Source organism: Paraburkholderia sediminicola, assembly GCF_046026675.1.
Taxonomy (GTDB): Bacteria; Pseudomonadota; Gammaproteobacteria; order Burkholderiales; family Burkholderiaceae; genus Paraburkholderia; species Paraburkholderia sediminicola_F.
Genome location: NZ_JAQQEY010000001.1, coordinates 1,612,260 through 1,628,148, shown reverse-complemented (window position 1 = coordinate 1,628,148; position 15,889 = coordinate 1,612,260). Strand labels below are relative to the sequence as shown.

The window sequence follows — 15,889 nt, the reverse complement described above, 5'->3', positions numbered from 1 at the left end:
AGGACCGATTCCTTGCGGTTAGCATCTTGTCATGCGGCCTAACGGCCGCGGTCAATTTAGTGCGCCATGGTCATTTCTCACTGGAACCAATGTTCACGTGCTTTCATGATCAACGCCTTAGCGGCATCCTCTTCCATTCCGGTCATCTCGACCAGTTCATCCACAGCCAGCTCGGCGAGTTCGTCGCGCGTCTGGATCTGATGTTCGGCAAGCTTGGCGAGCAGGTCGGCATCCATGCCGTCCAGGCTCTTCAGGTCAAGTGCAACATTCTCGACCTTTTCTTCATTCGCGATCGCCAACGTCAACAATGCATCGCGCGAGCGATTACGCAGTTCGTGAACGGTGTCTTCGTCGAATGCTTCGATTTCGAGCATCTCGTTGAGCGGCACATAAGCGATCTCTTCGAGGCTCGTAAAGCCTTCGTCGATCAGGATGTCGGCAACTTCTTCGTCGACATCGAGACGCGCCATGAACAGGTCACGCAGTACGCCGCGCTCCTGATTCTGCTTTTGCGCAGATTCGTCCGGCGTCATGATGTTGATCTGCCAGCCGGTGAGTTCGCTGGCAAGACGCACGTTCTGGCCGCTGCGGCCGATCGCGACCGCCAGTTCGTTTTCGTCTACGACGACGTCCATCGAATGTTTTTCTTCATCGACGACGATCGACTGGACGGCTGCCGGCGCGAGCGCGCCGATCACAAACTGTGCGGGATCTTCTGACCATAGCACGATGTCGACGTTTTCGCCACCAAGCTCGTTACGCACGGCCTGGACACGCGAACCGCGGATTCCGACGCAGGTGCCGATCGGATCAATGCGCTTGTCGTAAGCGATCACGCCGATCTTGGCGCGCACGCCCGGATCGCGGGCCGCCGCCTTGATTTCCAGCAGACCCTGTTCGATTTCCGGCACTTCCATTTCGAACAGCTTCATCAGGAATTCGGGCGCCGTACGCGACAACTCGATCTGCGGACCGCGAGCGGTGCGATCGACCTTGGCGATATAGGCGCGCACGCGGTCACCCACGCGCAGATTTTCCTTCGGAATCAGCTGGTCGCGGCGCAGCAGCGCTTCGACACGGCCGGTTTCGACGATGAAGTTGCCCTTGTCCAGGCGCTTCACCGAGCCGGTCATGATGTGCTCGCCGCGCTCGAGGAAGTCGTTCAGGATCTGCTCGCGTTCCGCGTCGCGCACCTTCTGCAGGATCACCTGCTTGGCAGCCTGAGCGCCGATACGGCCGAATTCGATCGACGGCACCGGTTCTTCGATGAACTCGTCGAGCTGGATTTCCGGCTTCTGTTCACGCGCTTCGAACAGCAGGATTTCCTGATCCGGCTCTTGCAGACCGGCTTCGTCCGGCACCACTTTCCAGCGGCGAAACGTTTCGTGCTCGCCGCTTTCACGGTCGATCTGGACGCGGATGTCCGCGTCTTCTTCGAAGAGTTTCTTGGAGGCCGAAGCGAGGGCCGCCTCGAGCGCGGCAAATACCACGTCTTTATCGACGTTCTTCTCGCGTGCCAGCGCATCCACCAGCATCAACACTTCGCGACTCATTGTTTGCGGCTCCTAAAGTCAACTTTCGGAACGAGGCGTGCCTTATCGATATCCGCGACGGTGAAATCGAGCATCGCGGCGCCTTCCTTCCCTTCAAATTCCAGACCGATCGTCTCGCCTTGCGGAGCATGCAGGATGCCCCGGTACGATTTCCGTCCGTCCAATGGCTTTTTCAATGTGATTACCACTTCGCTGCCTGCGAAGCGTTCAAAATCCGCCAGTTTTTTCAGCGGGCGGTCGAGACCCGGCGACGACACTTCAAGCCGCTCGTAATCGATATTTTCGACGGTCAGAACGTGCTGGAGCTGACGCGTGACTTTCTCGCAGTCTTCGATCGCGATGCCGGCTGGCTGGTCGATATAAATACACAACATGCCGCGCCCGGTGCGCTCGAGATCGACGAGCTCGTAGCCGAGTCCCACGACCGTGGTTTCAATCAGTTCCGTCAGTTGCACAGTGCCCTCTAAGATGTTCGCGCGGCGAGACCTGCCGGGTTTGTCTGCAAACACCAATGCGGGCCGCGCGCCAAGCCGGCGCACGTTCGTGCTACCCGAGATGCCGAACCACTTAGAACTGCGCGGCAAAAAAAAATGGGCTAAACGCCCATCATCTTATTACCGGTGGTCGCACCTGAGCCGCACATGAAAAGCCGCACGCCCAGCGACTCCGCGATTGTAGCCATTTTTCGGGACAAACGCAAACCGCAGAACGCCGTACGAAGCGCATTTCCGCTTGATTTCATGGGAATCTTTCAACGATATGGCGACGCGCCGGGCCTTTTGCAAGGCGGCTTGCGCCGCCTCGAACCTGCGCCGGACAAGCAAGGCCAGCAAACTCTGCCCCTACTTATGCGCACGCCGCGGTTTTATGCGTTACATGAAACCTGCGATGAAACCCGCGGCGCTCGTCGATCGATTCTGACGGTGGCGAGGCGTAAATCGTTGAAGAACGATCAACGGCCAACCGTCATGCTTAAGTTGCTTCCGGCTTAACGGCCACGCGAGCGACCACGCGGCGCGCCGCCGCCACGATTGGCGCCGCCCGCGTTGGCGTTACCGCCGCGATTGCCGGCCGGCCCGCGGCTGCCGCCGCCCGGATTGCCGCCAGGCCCCCCAGGGCCGCCAGCGCGCTTACCGCCGCCAGCCGCACGATTGCCATTGCCCGACGGTGCGCGATTGCCGTCGACGTCGCCACGGCCGCCACGCGGGCCACCCGCGCCGCCGCCACCGCCGCTCATCGGGCCGCTGAAGCCGCCAGCACTGCGGCCGGCGCCGCGGTTTCCGTAGCCGCCACCGAAACCGGACCCAGCGCCGCCACCCGCACCACCGCCGAAGCCGCCACCCGCCGGACCACGACGACCTTGACCGCGCGGCTGCTGCTGGTCGAAACGGCCATGCGACATCAGCACCGGTTCCCGGCCAATAAAGCCCATCGACGTTTGCATCGGATCCGGCTGCTTGCGCTCCGGCGCCTCTCTGCGGCCGCCCTTTTCTTCCGTCGGCGCCTTCAGGCCGACCGACGCCATCAGCGCGCGCACTTGATTGTCTTCGAGTTCTTCCCAGCGACCGCGCTTCAGGCCCTTCGGCAGCGAAATCGGGCCATGGCGCGTGCGGATCAGGCGGCTGACCATCAGGCCGGCTGCCTCGAACATGCGGCGCACTTCCCGATTACGCCCTTCGGCGAGCGCGACGTGATACCAATGATTGGTGCCTTCGCCGCCGCCGTCGCGGATGCGCAGGAAATTCGCCGGGCCGTCTTCAAGTTCGACGCCGTGCAACAGCTTCTGACGCATGCCTTCCGCCAACTCGCCGACCACGCGCACCGCATATTCACGCTCGACGCTATAACGCGGATGCATGAAACGGTTCGCCAGATCGCCCGAGGTGGTCAACATCAGCAGACCTTCTGTATTGAAGTCGAGGCGGCCAACCGCGAGCCACTTGGCGGTTTTCATCGGCGGCAGCTTGTCGAACACCGACGGGCGGCCTTCCGGATCGGCGTGGCTGACGATTTCGCCGGTCGGTTTGTGATACAGCAGCACGCGCGGCGGCTTGTTGGCCAGCTTGCGCTTGACCGGCTTGCCGTTGATGCGGACCTGGTCGGTCGGCATGATGCGCTGGCCGATGTGAGCCGGCTCGCCGTTCACCGACACGCGGCCGGCGACGATCAGTTCTTCCATGTCGCGGCGCGAGCCCATGCCGGCCTCGGCCAGCACTTTGTGCAGCTTCGGCGCGTCGTCGTCCGCAGCGAGGACGCGCTTGGGCGCGGCCGGCTTGCCACGGCGCAGCATCGGGGCGCGTACGCCGCCGGTGGCGCTGTTGTCCGCATCGAATGCGGGCGAGGTCACGTACGAGAACAGGTCGTCCGGGTTCGCTTCGGCTGCGATTGCCACCGGCGCTTCGCCGCCTCGGCGATTCTGACGCTGACCGCCTTCGCGCGGCTGACGCTCGCCGCGCCCGCCTTCGCGGGGACCGCCCTCACGGGGCGCACCTTCACGCTGACCACCCTCGCGCTTCGCGCCGCCGGCATTGCGGCGTGGGCCCTGGCCCTTGGCGCCGCCATCCTTGCGCGGCATGCGCACCTGCGCGACCACCTCGCCGTCCGGCGGCGTTTCAGTGACGACCGGCGCTCCTTGCGCGGGCGCGCCTTCGGCGCCCTTCGTCTTCGCCCCGGCGCGGCGCCGCGCGATCAGGCTGCGCGGTCCGCGACGCAGGCCGCGGCGCGGACGGTCTTCGCCGTCTGCTTCCGTAGCCGGCGCCGGGCGCTCGCCCTCGCCTGCCGACGCTTGCGTGGTACGCGCTTCGTCGGCGCGTGCCGACGGCACGGCGCGCTCGGATTCGGACGAATCGGTGTCGTGGGTATGTGTCAAAACAACCTCAAAATGTCAGGTCGCGCGCGCCCATTGCGGGCACGGCAAAAAAAGTTCGGTTACGTCAGGCGCTGCGCGACTCGGGTTCGTCGTCGGTCAGACTGCCTGCGTCCTGTGCGGCATCGCGGCGATCCTCAGGATCGCCGTGCGCCGCCGTGGTCGGGTTCGGCTCGGCGGCGTGCTCCGTATTGCGGAGTACGCCCGAGTCGTGCGCGGGTATTGCCGGATCGGCCTGGGAGACCGGATCGTGATTCAGTGCGGGCTCGGCAGTGCCGGCCTGCGGTTCAACGTTCGCCGGTTCGGCATGTTCTTGCCCATTCGGCGCTGCTGCAGCGTCCTGATGGGACTCAGGCGCCGGTGCGGCGTCCGCCGGATCATGCCTTGCCTCGGCAAGTTCAACTGCCTCGCCTGCCCTGCTCGCCTCAGCCGGCTCCGCGTGCTGCGTCTGAGCGGCCGACGTTTGATGCTCTTCAGCGTATTCGCCGGCGATTTCCGTTCCGGATGCTTCGCCAACCTCGTCAACGTGGCCGTGATCGGCAGTCTCGTCGAGAGATTCGCCTGCTTCAGCGCCTGCCCCGCCGACGGCAGATTCCGACGGCCCTTCAAGCGTGCCCTCTTCGTCCGAGGCCAATGCCTGTACGGCCCCGGCCTCGGAAAATTCGATCGCATGCTGACCGAGCAAATCCGCGTTCAGTTGCGCCGACGGATCCGCGAGGGGCGGTAATTCGTCGAGCGCCTTCAAACCGAGGTCGTCGAGAAATTGCCTCGTCGTCGCGTACAGCGCGGGACGGCCTGGCACATCACGATGGCCGATCACCTCGATCCAGCCACGATCCTCGAGTTGCTTGACGACCTGCGTATTCACCGTGACGCCGCGAATCTCTTCGATATCGCCGCGCGTGACCGGTTGCCTGTACGCAATGATCGCGAGCGTCTCGAGCACCGCGCGCGAATATTTCGGCGGTTTCTCAGGATGCAAACGATCCAGGTACGAACGCATCGCGGGCTTGCTTTGAAATCGCCAGCCCGACGCCAGCCCGACCAACTCCACACCGCGCCCAGACCAATCCTGCTTCAGGTCTTCGAGCAAATTCCGAACAGTGTCTGCCGACACGCCGTCGGCAAAGAGTTTGCGCAAATCGACGAGCTTCAACGGCTCCTGCGCGCAGATCAAGGCAGTCTCGAGGACGATCTTCGCCTCTTGGGTATTCATGCAGCTAGGTCAGACCCTGTGGTCAAAGAACCGGATCAAACAGACGATGTGGAACTGAAGACGCGCTCGCCCGATTCTGATCGGTCATATTGATGGGAGCACGCACCGGGGGGAGGCGAAACAGGCAATCGAGCCAAACCCAGCCGGACGGAGCAGCGATATTCCTGAAAGGAATCGCGTGACTGAGCGCCATATTACGCAAAAACAACCAGTGCGTAAAGACGAAATCCCCGGCGCATTTTTCAGCGGCGGCCCAAGCCGCGTGCTTTCGCGAAAAACCAGGCGGAAATGCACGAGAATCGGACTGAAATGGGCCCTAAATTGGAACCTTACGGGCCCTTCAGTCACGCTAAGCGCCCTTTCCGCCGCGCCTCAATGTGTGCCGTGCTGCGCGAGGAAACGCTTCAGACGCTCGACACCCGCGTCCAGCCGCGCCGTGTCACAGGCATAGCACCAGCGCACAAAACCCTCGCCTTGCGGACCAAACGCGCTGCCGGGCGCCACGCCCAGCCCCACTTCGCGCACCATGGCCTTGCATAGCTCGAGACTGCGCGACGCCCCTGGCATCGAGAAAAACACATACATCGCCCCGGGCGGCGCCTTCACATCGACGCCCGGCACCGTGGACAACGCCCGCACCAGATGGTCGCGCGATGCCTTCAGGTCGAGCACCAGTTCCTGCGTGAAGCGTTCGCCCTGTTGGACGGCCGCGATGCCCGCCTGCTGGACGAAGGCCGGTGCACATGAGGTGTTGTATTCGACCAGCTTGCCCAGATCGTCCATCAGCGAGGCCGGCGCGACGATCCAGCCGAGCCGCCAGCCGGTCATCAGCCACGCCTTGGAAAACGAATTCACGCAGATCACGCGCTCGTCGCGCGTGGCCAGATCGAGAAACGACGGCGCCGTGCGCGAATGGGTACTCTCGGCGCCAGGTTCGGCGTCCGCGTAATAAAGACGCTCGTAGACTTCGTCGGCGACGATCCAGATGCCGTGGCGACGGCAATGCGCCAGCACGGCGCGCTGCTCTTCGCGGCTCATCACCCAGCCGGTCGGATTGTTCGGCGAGTTGATCAGCAGCATCTTCGTGTCCGGCGTCAGCGCCGCCAGCAACTGCTCGAGATCGAGCTGCCAGCCGCGCTCACCGTAGCCCAGCGCGACGGTTTCCACATGCGCGCCCAGAATCTTGGGAATCTCGACCAGATTCGGCCACAGCGGCGTGACCGCGACGACGCGATCACCCGCGCCCACGACCAGCTGCGCGGCCAGCATCAGCGCGTTGACGCCGGCGCTCGTCACCGCAATGTGATCGGACGACGTCGTCCCGTGCAACTCGCTGACGTAGCTCGCGAGCGACGCGCGCAACGGCGCAATGCCCAGGTTATGCGTATAGAAGGTGGCGCCGGCGGCTAACGCGGCGCTAGCGGCGTCGCGAATGAACGCCGGGGTCACCCGGTCGGACTCGCCGAACCAGAACGGCAACACGTCCGCAACGCCAAAACCGGCGTTCGCGACTTCCCGGATCTGCGAAGGACGCAGTGCGCGCACAGCGTCGCGCGCGTTGGGGACGGAGGGTACGGGCAGATCCGTTTCGCTCATCGAGGCTTCCAGACAGTGATGGACGGGTAATGGGTCGAAGCTGACGCCAAGGGAGGCGACAGTTTAGCGCGGCGCCTGCGTTTGGGACGGCGAAGTCACCGCGTGAAGCGGCGCGGCCAAAGTCATCAGCTCAAATCCTCAGCCCGCGCCGGCAATTGACGAATCAGACTCCACACGGCCTCCGCCGCCGGCGACAGCGAGCGGTCGCGCCGCCGCACCAGTTCGACGGTGCGCTCGGCGCGCGGCACGAGCGGCCGCGCCACTAGCGAGGCACCCGCCGGCAGCGGCAACGCCAGCCAGGGCAGCACGCTCACGCCCACGCCCGCCTCGACCAGCCCAAAAACGGTCGCTGAATGCCCCAGCTCCTGCACCACGGTGGCGCTCACGCCGTACTCCTGCATCACCGCATCGATGATCGGCCGGCTGCCTGACGCGTAATCGAGCATGACGAGCTGCTGGCCTTCGAGGTCCGTCCATGCCACCTGCTTATGCGCCGCCAAGGGGTGGTCGTCGCGCGAAACGACGCAAAACGAATCGGTCATCAGCGATTCGCTCAACAGGTCGTCGGCGGAAAACGGGCCGATGATCACGCCGAAATCAACTTCGCCCGACTTCACCTTGCGCACCACGTCGCTTTGCACGTCGTCGCGCAGACCCAAAGTGATGTAGGGAAACTGGCGTCCGCATGACGCCACCACGCCGGGCATCAACCGGCAGGCGATCGTCGGGCTTGCGGCTACCACCACCCGTCCGCGGCGCTGTTCGCCGATTTCGCGGATCTCGCGCAAGGCGTCGTCCAGATCCGTGAGCAGCCGCGACACGCTCGATACCAGGTTGCCGCCGACATCCGTGAGCTGCACCTCGCGCGTGGTCCGGTCGATCAGCTTCAGACCGATCTCCCCCTCCAGTTCGCGCACGCAGCGGCTGACCGCCGATTGCGTCAGACCGATTTCATCGCCGGCCCGGCTGAAGCTCTGCAAACGGGCGACCTCAATGAAAACCCTTAGCTGACGCAGCGTCACATTCATTTACCAACCTCATCAATAACCCAGTTTGATGCGCATTGTATGCCGAAATACCGCACCACATTCGCATTTAGTGCGAACGCTGCAGCGCAGCAATAAGGCGCAAACGCACGCTGGACGGGCCTGATTGCACAAGATTGGTGATTGTCCCGATTTGCGAGATGGGTTTTTTGGATTCTTATACGCCCCTAGCTAGCGCCCGCGCTGGCCCGCTGTCACAGGGCTTTCAGGTAGTTGGATCAACTTGGCACACTTCCTGCATTTACATGCACACAGGGTCGGCGCCATGACTACTGACTGAATAGCAGATCGTGGCAAGCCCGACCCCCCCTTGGCACTCGCCTATCGAGTGCATGGAGAGTGCGCGGCGCGGGGCAGCGCACCGGAGTTAGCTTCGCTGAGGTGAAACATGATGCTGTTCGACGATTTGAGAGACAACGAGTGGGCGCTGGTCGAGGCGTTGTTCTGTGCGGAGCCAGCACGGAGCGAACGTCGTGGTCGACCACGCGTGGAAGCGCGCGCAGTAGTCAATGCCGTGCTTTGGGTGCTGTCGACGGGAGAAGGCTGGTCCAAACTGCCGGGCCGCTATCCGTCGCCGCCGACTTGCCGCCGTCGCTTCGACGAATGGCAAGCCGATGGTACGCTCGCCGAAATAGTTAAGCGACTCGGCACGAGCGGCCGTGAAATTTCGCTGCGCGGCCGCATTGGGGCGACTGCGGCGAAACCACCGGCACCGCCGAGCCGCGACCGTCTGCGTGGCGCATTCTGGACCAATCCGGAATCGTGGCGCGCGCCGGTCAAGATGGCCTGACGCGAATTGTTTTGTCGCCGGGCGCCTGTCGGCGCCCGGCGTGTATCCGGGCCGCCGTGCGCGTCTGTCGACGCCCGTCCGACCTGCAATGGGCACCGCTCCTCGGCGCGCCCAGCTCAGTCGTCCCTTCCCGTTTCTCCGACTTCATTTTCGACTCGCTTCATACGCCTGAAGCGAGTCGATGATTGCTGGTGAAACATCCATTTACTATTGCTTACAGCGTGCTTTCGCCACTCGGCATACCTTGTGTGTATGCAAACAGGCCTTGAGTCGATCGGCTTGACGGGAGCTCAGCATGAAACCAATGTCACTGCTTCTGTGCGGCATTGTCGTTTCATCAATGGCCGCACCGGCGCTCGCACAGCAGCGCCCACAAGGCTGGAACTGGCGGCCGGATCACTCGGCCACCGCTGAAGCCTGGCAGCAAAGCGAAACACGCAACCGCGATTTCACACCGCCTGCGCCGCGTGGCGACTTGCGCGGCGACATCGCAAGCAATGTACGCCCGCGGCCTGAACCGCCGCGCGAAGACCCTACGCGCCGCCGCTAGGCGTGCGCTAACGCGCCGGTGACCGGCTCGGCGTGTGCGTGCGTCTAATCACGTGGGATCGCCGCTGTTGTTTGCCGTCATTGTTCGCTATGGTCGGCGTCCATCGTCGCTGCAAGACAACGCGTTACATGGCGAATTGAACGATCAGGGAACCACCGGGCACTGCGCCAGTCTGATTCAACGCCATTAGCACAGCGTGGCAGTAGTAATTCCGGTACGCCCGTATCCTTGTGATACGGGCTTTTTTTTGCGTCAACAGGCGGGCGGTGCGCACTGTATCAGGCGCATCAGCCAGGCAATAAAGCGAAGCAATGGAATCACCACCAGCCGCGTGGAGCGGCCGGGAAATACAGCGCCAGCGCCTTTCGCCCGCGCCCTTAAGGCCGAGCTTCGAGAGCGGCTGTGGGCCGCGCTTCGGCTGTCGCGACGACGTAGTCGTTCATTCGCTGTGCGGTCCAGCTCAACAGGCGTTCGTCGTGCGCAAGCCTCGCGAACTCGGCTCTGCCGCGGTCTGTGAGCACGGCAATATCAACCGGTGCGTGAAAGCCCGGTGCCGGTGCGACGGTGCGCTGCCGAACAGTGTCCATCAAGCCTAGCGCGCGAAGATATTGGAAGACACCCGGTCGTCTGGCCCATGGGACCTGGCGATATTGCGCCCGCCGCAGCGCTTCAAGTACCGCTTCGTTGGAATACGTGGTCATCTCACTTCTTTCTTAAAGTGCAGCTATGACACATCTATGCCCAACACGTCACCGCGCCACCAGTGACGCGCATAGCACCCGCCCTTGGCTGGAAACTGGCCGCTTTCATGCGGTCGAATTCCGCCAGGTGCTGCCCTGGTCTCGTTTTCGGAACCCCCGTCTGAACGCCATGTTAGCGTTCTGCCTACGAGCCGACGATGCAACCGCTGCGGCGCGATAGCAGGCCCATAGATTCGTCCCGAAAGTCATACGTTACCCCATTTAAATTGATTCTATTCACTTTATTAGCGCTTTTTTTTGCAGCAATCGTGCTATGGAAACGCGCCCGCCGGCCTCTCGTCATTGGCGCGATCGCCCTGTTCTGGCTGCTCGCCGCCGGCTGGCTCACGGCGCCATTGCTGGAATTGGCGCAGCCGCATCGGCAGACCGACACACCTGCCAAATTCGCGCCGCGCACCGCGATTATCATGCTCGGCGGCGGCACCATTTACGACGATGACGATGTGCTCGTGCCACCGCGTGACGTGCTTGCGCGCATCGCCGTGAGCGCGGAAAACTACGCAGCCTGCAAGCGTACGGCCGCGACGTGTCAGGTTATCGTGAGCGGCGGCAATCCGCAGCGGCATAGCGCAACCGAAGCGGATACCTATCTGCCCTACCTGCTGCGTCGACAGGTGCCGCGTGCGGACATCGTGCTGGAAAACAGCAGCCGCACGACTTACGAAAACGCGCGCAACGTCTCGGCTATTCTCGACCGGTCACGTTACGATTCCCTGATACTCGTCACCTCCGCCTATCAGATGCCGCGCGCGTTGCTCGACTTCCATCGGTTCGGCCTCACGCCACAACCGCTGATCTCGAGCGCGCTGCACTCAGATCCCGGTGTACTGCCGCGCTATGACAATCTGGTGAATGCGGAGACTGCGCTGCACGAACTGATTGGAATCGCGCAATTTCACGTCTATCGTGCAATCGGATGGTTCTAAGCCTCACACTTCCTGACAAAGCAATTTATTTAGAGATGCGAATATTCTTTGTATCGGCAACGCATTGTCGGGTCCGATGCGAGATCGTCATCCACAGGGACTGTGGATCGAACGTAACAAGGTGTAACCAATTGTCACTGCAGTTACAAAACGTCCGCTGGAGCGGATATTGCTGGCTAGAATGCATTGTCTTTCCGATTGGACAGGCAAATACTCGGGTCCATTACCACTCTGCGGAGGTAACAATGAAGAAAGTGTCCCTGGCGATCCTGGTTTCCCTCAGTGCCGTAACAGGCGCGGCCTATGCGCAGGACAACGGCGTCATGATGAGCACCGATCCGGCCAAGGCCGCCGACGTCGAGCAGCGCGCGCAAGATTTGCAAAACCGCCAGCAAGCAATGGAAAGCGCGCCTATGCCGGAGAAACATCACAAGATGGCCCCGCACCATCATAAGAAGGCCGCCAAGGCCGACGCCGCCAGTTCGTGAGCGCAGTTTGACAGTATCACCTGCGGCCTCGCCGCGAAGGTGAAAAGCCGAAGCCGGCACCGCCGGTTTCGGCTTTTTTGTTGTCTAATGGACTTGCTGCAGGCCCGCTGCGGCCGACCGACGTTATGCTAAAGTCGCGCACCGTCCGGCGGCCGTCGCCCGGCCGGAATCCCCCTAACCTGTGCGCACCTTGGTGCGGAGGACAGCATGAGCAACATCCAGCTAGATATCGAATGGACTGAAGCAGCATCTCGCAAAATCGAAAAACTGATGCCGCGCGGCGGTCAGGAAGCGTTCCTTGCGCTGCCGCCCGTCGAGTGCCTGCCGATGGAAGGCGACGTGCTGTTTCTTGGCCCGGACGGCAAGCAGCAGCCGTTCATTGTCGCGGAACGCCAGTACCACCACGACGGCGATGCCGACTGGACCATCATCCTGATCCTCGACGTCCCGCAAGCCACGCACTAAAGATAAACGGCGAGCGCCGCGCAGGCCGTGTCCGGCCTGGCAGCTCACTCGCCGTTGTTCGACTTTCAGGTTCGACCTTGGAAGTTCCCCCCGTTTGTTCGCCCCCTGCTGTTCGTCCTTCAAACGCTTACGCGATCTTCGACAAGACGCGAATTTCCGCGTGCTCGACCCAATCCGCCACCGCCTTCTTGTAAGCCGCAATGTGCGCGGATTTTGCATGCGCCGCGAGCGCTTCCTGGCTTTCCCAACGCTCGACAAACACGAACCGGCGCGGCTCCTGCACGTCACGATGCAGATCGTATTGAAGCGCGCCCTGCTCTTTGCGCGTCGGCCCGACGATGCCTTCGAGCGCTTCGCGCAATTGCTCTTCATAGCCCGGCTTTGCCACCGAGATTGCGACCACCGCGATTTCCGTCATGCCTGTGCTCCGTTTGTTCAGGAAAAGCAGCAGCATACCCGCCGCCCGCCAAACCTGCAGGCGCTCACGCGCACCGGGCAGGCTCCTGTGGCCACGGCTGGACTACCCTGATGCAAAGCCTTCCGCAGACGCGAAATGTCTGAGCACCGTCCTTGCCTGGAGTTTGGCGGGCGGCCACTCACCGCCCTGCTACCCTCGGCTTCATACGCACGATTGATTGCATTCGAACGGTCAATCCTGCGCGCGGCAAATGAGTGCGAAACCCACGCGAAACGCCCACGAGACCGGGGCCGGCCACCGTGCCGCGGCCGGTTTGCCGGGCGCCCGGCCACATCCCGCGTCTGTGATAACCCGCACATTCACGCGAAGTTCGAACTGCTAGACTGGTTTTGACTAATCCCGCCGGAGCCCAGCATGGCTGGCATTGCTCTCCGCGTTCCCGGGCTGTGCCCGCCTTACCCTGCCGGCGCCCGGGCTGTGCATCCGTTGCGCGTTAAATCTGTCTGCGCGCCCCGTCACCCGCTTGCCGCGATGTCACTATGCCCGCACTCATGCCTGCCCTTATGCCGACCGTCAGCGAATTGACCCTTAGCGGCCTGCTTCCGCATCTGGTCCGGGACGAGTCCGGCTGGACCGCGACGTGGCGCGCGCTGACCCTGCACAGCGTGTTCCAGCCGGTGCTGTCCGTCACGCATCAGTGTGTGGTCGGCTACGAAGGCCTGCTGCGCGCGTTCGATCCAGTCGGCTTGCCGGTATCGCCGGAAGTGCTTTTCTCCGGCACGCGCTCGGCCGCCGACGCACGCGAACTCGACCGCATCGCACGCTGCCTGCACGTGGCGAATTTCATGGAACAGGGCATCAGCACCGGCTGGCTGTTTCTGAATACGCGTCCGCAGGTATTCGAAACCGGCTGGCCGCAGCGCACCTTCATTGACGAGCTTTCGGCGCACTTCGGCCTGCCGCAGGAGCGCATCGTCATCGAAGTACTCGAACAACCCGCCGACGATGAATCCGCCGTCGCCAGCATGCTCGCGGCGTCGCAGCCGCGCGACTTCCTGATTGCGATCGACGACTTCGGCACCGGTTTTTCGAACTTCGACCGCGTGTGGCGCTTTCGCCCCGACATCGTGAAACTCGACCGCTCGCTGGTCGCGCGCGCGGGCAAGCGTGAAGGCGACGATTCGATGATCAGCCACCTGATCGCGATGCTCCACCAGTCCGGTACGCTGGTACTGGCCGAAGGCGTGGAAACTGACGAAGAGTTGATGATTCTGATGCAGGCCGACGTCGATTTCGTGCAAGGTTTCTGGCTCGGCCAGCCGAAGGGTTCGGTGCAGGCTGCGTGCGCCAAAGTGCCGGCGCTGATCGAGTCGATGTGGAGCAAGTTCGCCGCCTATGAACAGGCCCATGCCGGCCACCAGCGGCTCGGTTTCGAAGGATTCGCCGAATCCGTACTCGCCGCTGCCGACACCTTCAAAGCCACCGGCGATCTGCGGCAGGCAGCGCAAAAGGTGTGGCATCTGCCCGAAGCGCGCCGCGTGTTCGTCACCGACGGTCAAGGCGAACAGACGCAAGCGTCGGTCTCGGCCGCCTCGCTGCCGCCGCCTCCGCTGCGGCTCGCGCCGCTCTACACCGATACGCACAGCAACTGGTCACGGCGCGCGTATTTCAAGCACGCGCTCGCCGCGCCAGGGCGCGTCGCCATGATGGGGCCGCACTACTCGCTCGCGGACGGCGAGGACTGTTATACCGCGGCAATCGCGTTCGAGCGTGACGGCACGAACGTGCTGTGTGTCGATTTTGTGCCGATGACGTCGCCGACCGATACGCGTTCTGGCCGACGCGAGGGCAAACGCTGAAGCCGAGCGACTGTCGGCGGGCGCGTTATCGTGAAATTCTCGGGGTGCCTCTGAAGGCACTTTTGTCGCTCTGCCGAGATTTAGCACCTCGAGCCCGGCGCCTTCAATCCCGTCAATCCTCCACCCGCCCGCGGCCGGATTTGATCTCACTGCGCTTGGCCTTGCCGTCGAGGCGACGCCGGTTCGATGCGCGCGTCGGCCGGGTCGCGACGCGCGGCTTGCGTGTCACGCTGACGCTTTCGATCAGCTCGGCGAGCCGCGCCAGCGCCGCCGCGCGGTTCATCTCCTGAGTGCGATGCTGCTGCGCCTTGATGATCACCACCCCGTCGCGCGTAAGCCGATGGTCGGATAGCGCAAGCAGGCGCATCTTCAACACTTCCGGCAACGACGAAGCGTGCACGTCGAAGCGCAGATGGATGGCACTCGAGACCTTATTGACGTTCTGGCCGCCTGCTCCTTGCGCGCGCACTGCGGTCAATTCGATTTCGTTCGGCGGGATCGGATAACGGGATGTCATGATGGGATTGAGCTAGAGACGCAAGTGTACACAGGGCACAGTCGATTACCGACTACGGACTATCGACCACCGCCGCCGATGCGAAAAACTATTTGCATCGACACAGCCGGTTCACCGATACTGCCGTTTTCGCTTACAGCGTAAATTAATATGAAACTCCGTCCGGGTTTTGTGTTGGAACTGGCCGTCAACTTTCTGCTGCCATGGCTCGCTTACCGGTTCGCGCTGCCGCACCTGGGCGAGACCGGCGCGCTGATCGCGTCCGCCGTGCCGCCGATCGTCTGGAGCCTGATCGAACTGGTGCGCTTTCGACGCGTCGACGCACTCAGCGTAATGGTCGTGGCGGGCATCGTGCTGTCGGTCGCGGCGATGGCGCTGGGCGGCAGTCCCCGCATGCTGTTGCTGCGGGAGTCGCTCGTGTCCGGCGCGGTGGGCGTGGTGTTTCTGCTGTCGTTGCCGATGCGCCGTCCGCTGATCTTCTATCTCGCGCGCGCCACCGTCGCCCGTGAAATGGAAGGCGGCGCCGAGCGCTTCGAAACCTTGTGGCGCGAGCGGCCTGCTCTCGTCAGTGCAATGCGGCTCATGACGCTCGTATGGGGCGTCGGCCTGACCAGTGAAACAGCGCTGCGCGCCTGGATGGCGCTCACCTGGCCGATCGAGCGCTTTCTGGTGGTCTCGCCGTTGATCGGCTATGGCATTTACGGCGCCTTGACGCTGTGGACACTGTGGTATCGCAAGACCATGCGCAGCCGGGTCGAGGCGCGCGTGCAACTGGGCCGGATCGCGAGCTGAGGGGTTGGCTGCCTTGGTGCCTGACTGTTCGGCTGCTTGGCTGCTC

Annotated in this window: 16 protein-coding genes and 1 pseudogene; 8 read left to right on the top strand and 9 right to left on the bottom strand. The window is 62.9% G+C overall.

Annotation, left to right across the window (positions count from 1 at the left end; translation table 11 throughout):
- Nucleotides 1-77: 77 nt before the first annotated feature.
- Together nusA and rimP are read right to left on the bottom strand one after the other, a co-directional pair.
- Nucleotides 78-1,553 (bottom strand): transcription termination factor NusA, encoded by a 1,476-nt coding sequence (gene nusA, locus PQQ86_RS07010; RefSeq protein WP_408265510.1) that lies wholly within the window; start codon nt 1,551-1,553, stop codon nt 78-80.
- The gene (rimP, locus tag PQQ86_RS07005; protein WP_028199738.1) at nt 1,550-2,008 is read right to left on the bottom strand and encodes a ribosome maturation factor RimP; all 459 of its coding nucleotides are present in this window, start codon (nt 2,006-2,008) and stop codon (nt 1,550-1,552) included. The genes nusA and rimP overlap by 4 nt, the downstream gene beginning before the upstream one ends.
- 186 nt (nt 2,009-2,194) lie before the next feature.
- On the opposite strand from rimP, the gene PQQ86_RS07000 reads away from it, so the two are divergent.
- The gene (locus PQQ86_RS07000) at nt 2,195-2,545 is read left to right on the top strand and encodes a hypothetical protein (RefSeq protein ID WP_408265509.1); all 351 of its coding nucleotides are present in this window, start codon (nt 2,195-2,197) and stop codon (nt 2,543-2,545) included.
- Here PQQ86_RS07000 and rluB read toward each other — a convergent pair.
- The 4 genes from rluB to PQQ86_RS06980 form a co-directional block, all read right to left on the bottom strand.
- Nucleotides 2,542-4,422 carry a 23S rRNA pseudouridine(2605) synthase RluB gene (rluB, locus tag PQQ86_RS06995; RefSeq protein ID WP_408265508.1) on the bottom strand — a complete coding sequence of 627 codons (1,881 nt, stop codon included), beginning with the start codon at nt 4,420-4,422 and terminating at the stop codon, nt 2,542-2,544. The genes PQQ86_RS07000 and rluB overlap by 4 nt on opposite strands.
- A gap of 64 nt (nt 4,423-4,486) precedes the next feature.
- Nucleotides 4,487-5,635 (bottom strand): SMC-Scp complex subunit ScpB, encoded by a 1,149-nt coding sequence (scpB, locus tag PQQ86_RS06990; protein WP_408265507.1) that lies wholly within the window; start codon nt 5,633-5,635, stop codon nt 4,487-4,489.
- Nucleotides 5,636-6,007: 372 nt separating this feature from the next.
- Nucleotides 6,008-7,231 (bottom strand): pyridoxal phosphate-dependent aminotransferase, encoded by a 1,224-nt coding sequence (locus tag PQQ86_RS06985; RefSeq protein ID WP_408265506.1) that lies wholly within the window; start codon nt 7,229-7,231, stop codon nt 6,008-6,010.
- A gap of 125 nt (nt 7,232-7,356) precedes the next feature.
- On the bottom strand, nt 7,357-8,259 hold the full coding sequence (locus tag PQQ86_RS06980) for a LysR family transcriptional regulator (RefSeq protein ID WP_408195902.1): 903 nt from the start codon (nt 8,257-8,259) through the stop codon (nt 7,357-7,359).
- Between the two features lie 409 nt (nt 8,260-8,668).
- Here PQQ86_RS06980 and PQQ86_RS06975 point away from each other — a divergent pair.
- Nucleotides 8,669-9,064 (top strand): annotated as a pseudogene (locus PQQ86_RS06975) (transposase); the annotation flags it as partial.
- A gap of 298 nt (nt 9,065-9,362) precedes the next feature.
- A complete protein-coding gene (locus PQQ86_RS06970; protein WP_408265505.1) occupies nt 9,363-9,617 on the top strand; it encodes a hypothetical protein in 255 nt (84 codons plus the stop codon).
- A gap of 377 nt (nt 9,618-9,994) precedes the next feature.
- Here PQQ86_RS06970 and PQQ86_RS06965 read toward each other — a convergent pair whose 3' ends face one another.
- Nucleotides 9,995-10,318: a hypothetical protein gene (locus PQQ86_RS06965; protein WP_054034659.1), complete on the bottom strand. Its 324-nt coding sequence runs from the start codon at nt 10,316-10,318 to the stop codon at nt 9,995-9,997.
- A 266-nt stretch (nt 10,319-10,584) separates the two neighbouring features.
- Here PQQ86_RS06965 and PQQ86_RS06960 point away from each other — a divergent pair, with 266 nt between their 5' ends.
- From PQQ86_RS06960 to PQQ86_RS06950, 3 genes are all read left to right on the top strand, one after another.
- Nucleotides 10,585-11,304, top strand: a complete 720-nt coding sequence (locus tag PQQ86_RS06960; RefSeq protein WP_408265504.1) for a YdcF family protein — start codon at nt 10,585-10,587, stop codon at nt 11,302-11,304.
- A gap of 245 nt (nt 11,305-11,549) precedes the next feature.
- A complete protein-coding gene (locus tag PQQ86_RS06955; protein ID WP_408265503.1) occupies nt 11,550-11,792 on the top strand; it encodes a hypothetical protein in 243 nt (80 codons plus the stop codon).
- 207 nt (nt 11,793-11,999) lie between these two features.
- The gene (locus PQQ86_RS06950; protein ID WP_007182306.1) at nt 12,000-12,257 is read left to right on the top strand and encodes a hypothetical protein; all 258 of its coding nucleotides are present in this window, start codon (nt 12,000-12,002) and stop codon (nt 12,255-12,257) included.
- Nucleotides 12,258-12,384: 127 nt separating this feature from the next.
- On the opposite strand, the gene PQQ86_RS06945 is transcribed toward PQQ86_RS06950, so the two are convergent.
- A complete protein-coding gene (locus tag PQQ86_RS06945) occupies nt 12,385-12,675 on the bottom strand; it encodes a putative quinol monooxygenase (protein WP_408265502.1) in 291 nt (96 codons plus the stop codon).
- A gap of 563 nt (nt 12,676-13,238) precedes the next feature.
- Between PQQ86_RS06945 and PQQ86_RS06940 the strand changes: the two genes are divergently transcribed.
- Nucleotides 13,239-14,534 carry a sensor domain-containing phosphodiesterase gene (locus PQQ86_RS06940; RefSeq protein WP_408270152.1) on the top strand — a complete coding sequence of 432 codons (1,296 nt, stop codon included), beginning with the start codon at nt 13,239-13,241 and terminating at the stop codon, nt 14,532-14,534.
- 112 nt (nt 14,535-14,646) lie between these two features.
- Here the strand turns inward: PQQ86_RS06940 and arfB are convergent, their stop codons facing one another.
- Entirely contained in the window at nt 14,647-15,051 is a 405-nt protein-coding gene (gene arfB, locus PQQ86_RS06935; RefSeq protein WP_408265501.1) for an alternative ribosome rescue aminoacyl-tRNA hydrolase ArfB, read from the bottom strand.
- A gap of 150 nt (nt 15,052-15,201) precedes the next feature.
- Between arfB and PQQ86_RS06930 the strand changes: the two genes are divergently transcribed.
- Nucleotides 15,202-15,843, top strand: a complete 642-nt coding sequence (locus PQQ86_RS06930; protein WP_408265500.1) for a VC0807 family protein — start codon at nt 15,202-15,204, stop codon at nt 15,841-15,843.
- Nucleotides 15,844-15,889 lie beyond the last annotated feature (46 nt).

Coding starts and splice junctions, on each gene's coding strand:
- nusA (WP_408265510.1), bottom strand. CDS start 1,553: ATGAGTCGCGAAGTGTTGATGCTGGTGGATGCGCTGGCACGCGAGAAG.
- PQQ86_RS07000 (WP_408265509.1), top strand. CDS start 2,195: ATGAAAAGCCGCACGCCCAGCGACTCCGCGATTGTAGCCATTTTTCGG.
- scpB (WP_408265507.1), bottom strand. CDS start 5,635: ATGAATACCCAAGAGGCGAAGATCGTCCTCGAGACTGCCTTGATCTGC.
- PQQ86_RS06985 (WP_408265506.1), bottom strand. CDS start 7,231: ATGAGCGAAACGGATCTGCCCGTACCCTCCGTCCCCAACGCGCGCGAC.
- PQQ86_RS06980 (WP_408195902.1), bottom strand. CDS start 8,259: ATGAATGTGACGCTGCGTCAGCTAAGGGTTTTCATTGAGGTCGCCCGT.
- PQQ86_RS06970 (WP_408265505.1), top strand. CDS start 9,363: ATGAAACCAATGTCACTGCTTCTGTGCGGCATTGTCGTTTCATCAATG.
- PQQ86_RS06965 (WP_054034659.1), bottom strand. CDS start 10,318: ATGACCACGTATTCCAACGAAGCGGTACTTGAAGCGCTGCGGCGGGCG.
- PQQ86_RS06955 (WP_408265503.1), top strand. CDS start 11,550: ATGAAGAAAGTGTCCCTGGCGATCCTGGTTTCCCTCAGTGCCGTAACA.
- PQQ86_RS06950 (WP_007182306.1), top strand. CDS start 12,000: ATGAGCAACATCCAGCTAGATATCGAATGGACTGAAGCAGCATCTCGC.
- PQQ86_RS06945 (WP_408265502.1), bottom strand. CDS start 12,675: ATGACGGAAATCGCGGTGGTCGCAATCTCGGTGGCAAAGCCGGGCTAT.
- PQQ86_RS06940 (WP_408270152.1), top strand. CDS start 13,239: ATGCCGACCGTCAGCGAATTGACCCTTAGCGGCCTGCTTCCGCATCTG.
- arfB (WP_408265501.1), bottom strand. CDS start 15,051: ATGACATCCCGTTATCCGATCCCGCCGAACGAAATCGAATTGACCGCA.
- PQQ86_RS06930 (WP_408265500.1), top strand. CDS start 15,202: ATGAAACTCCGTCCGGGTTTTGTGTTGGAACTGGCCGTCAACTTTCTG.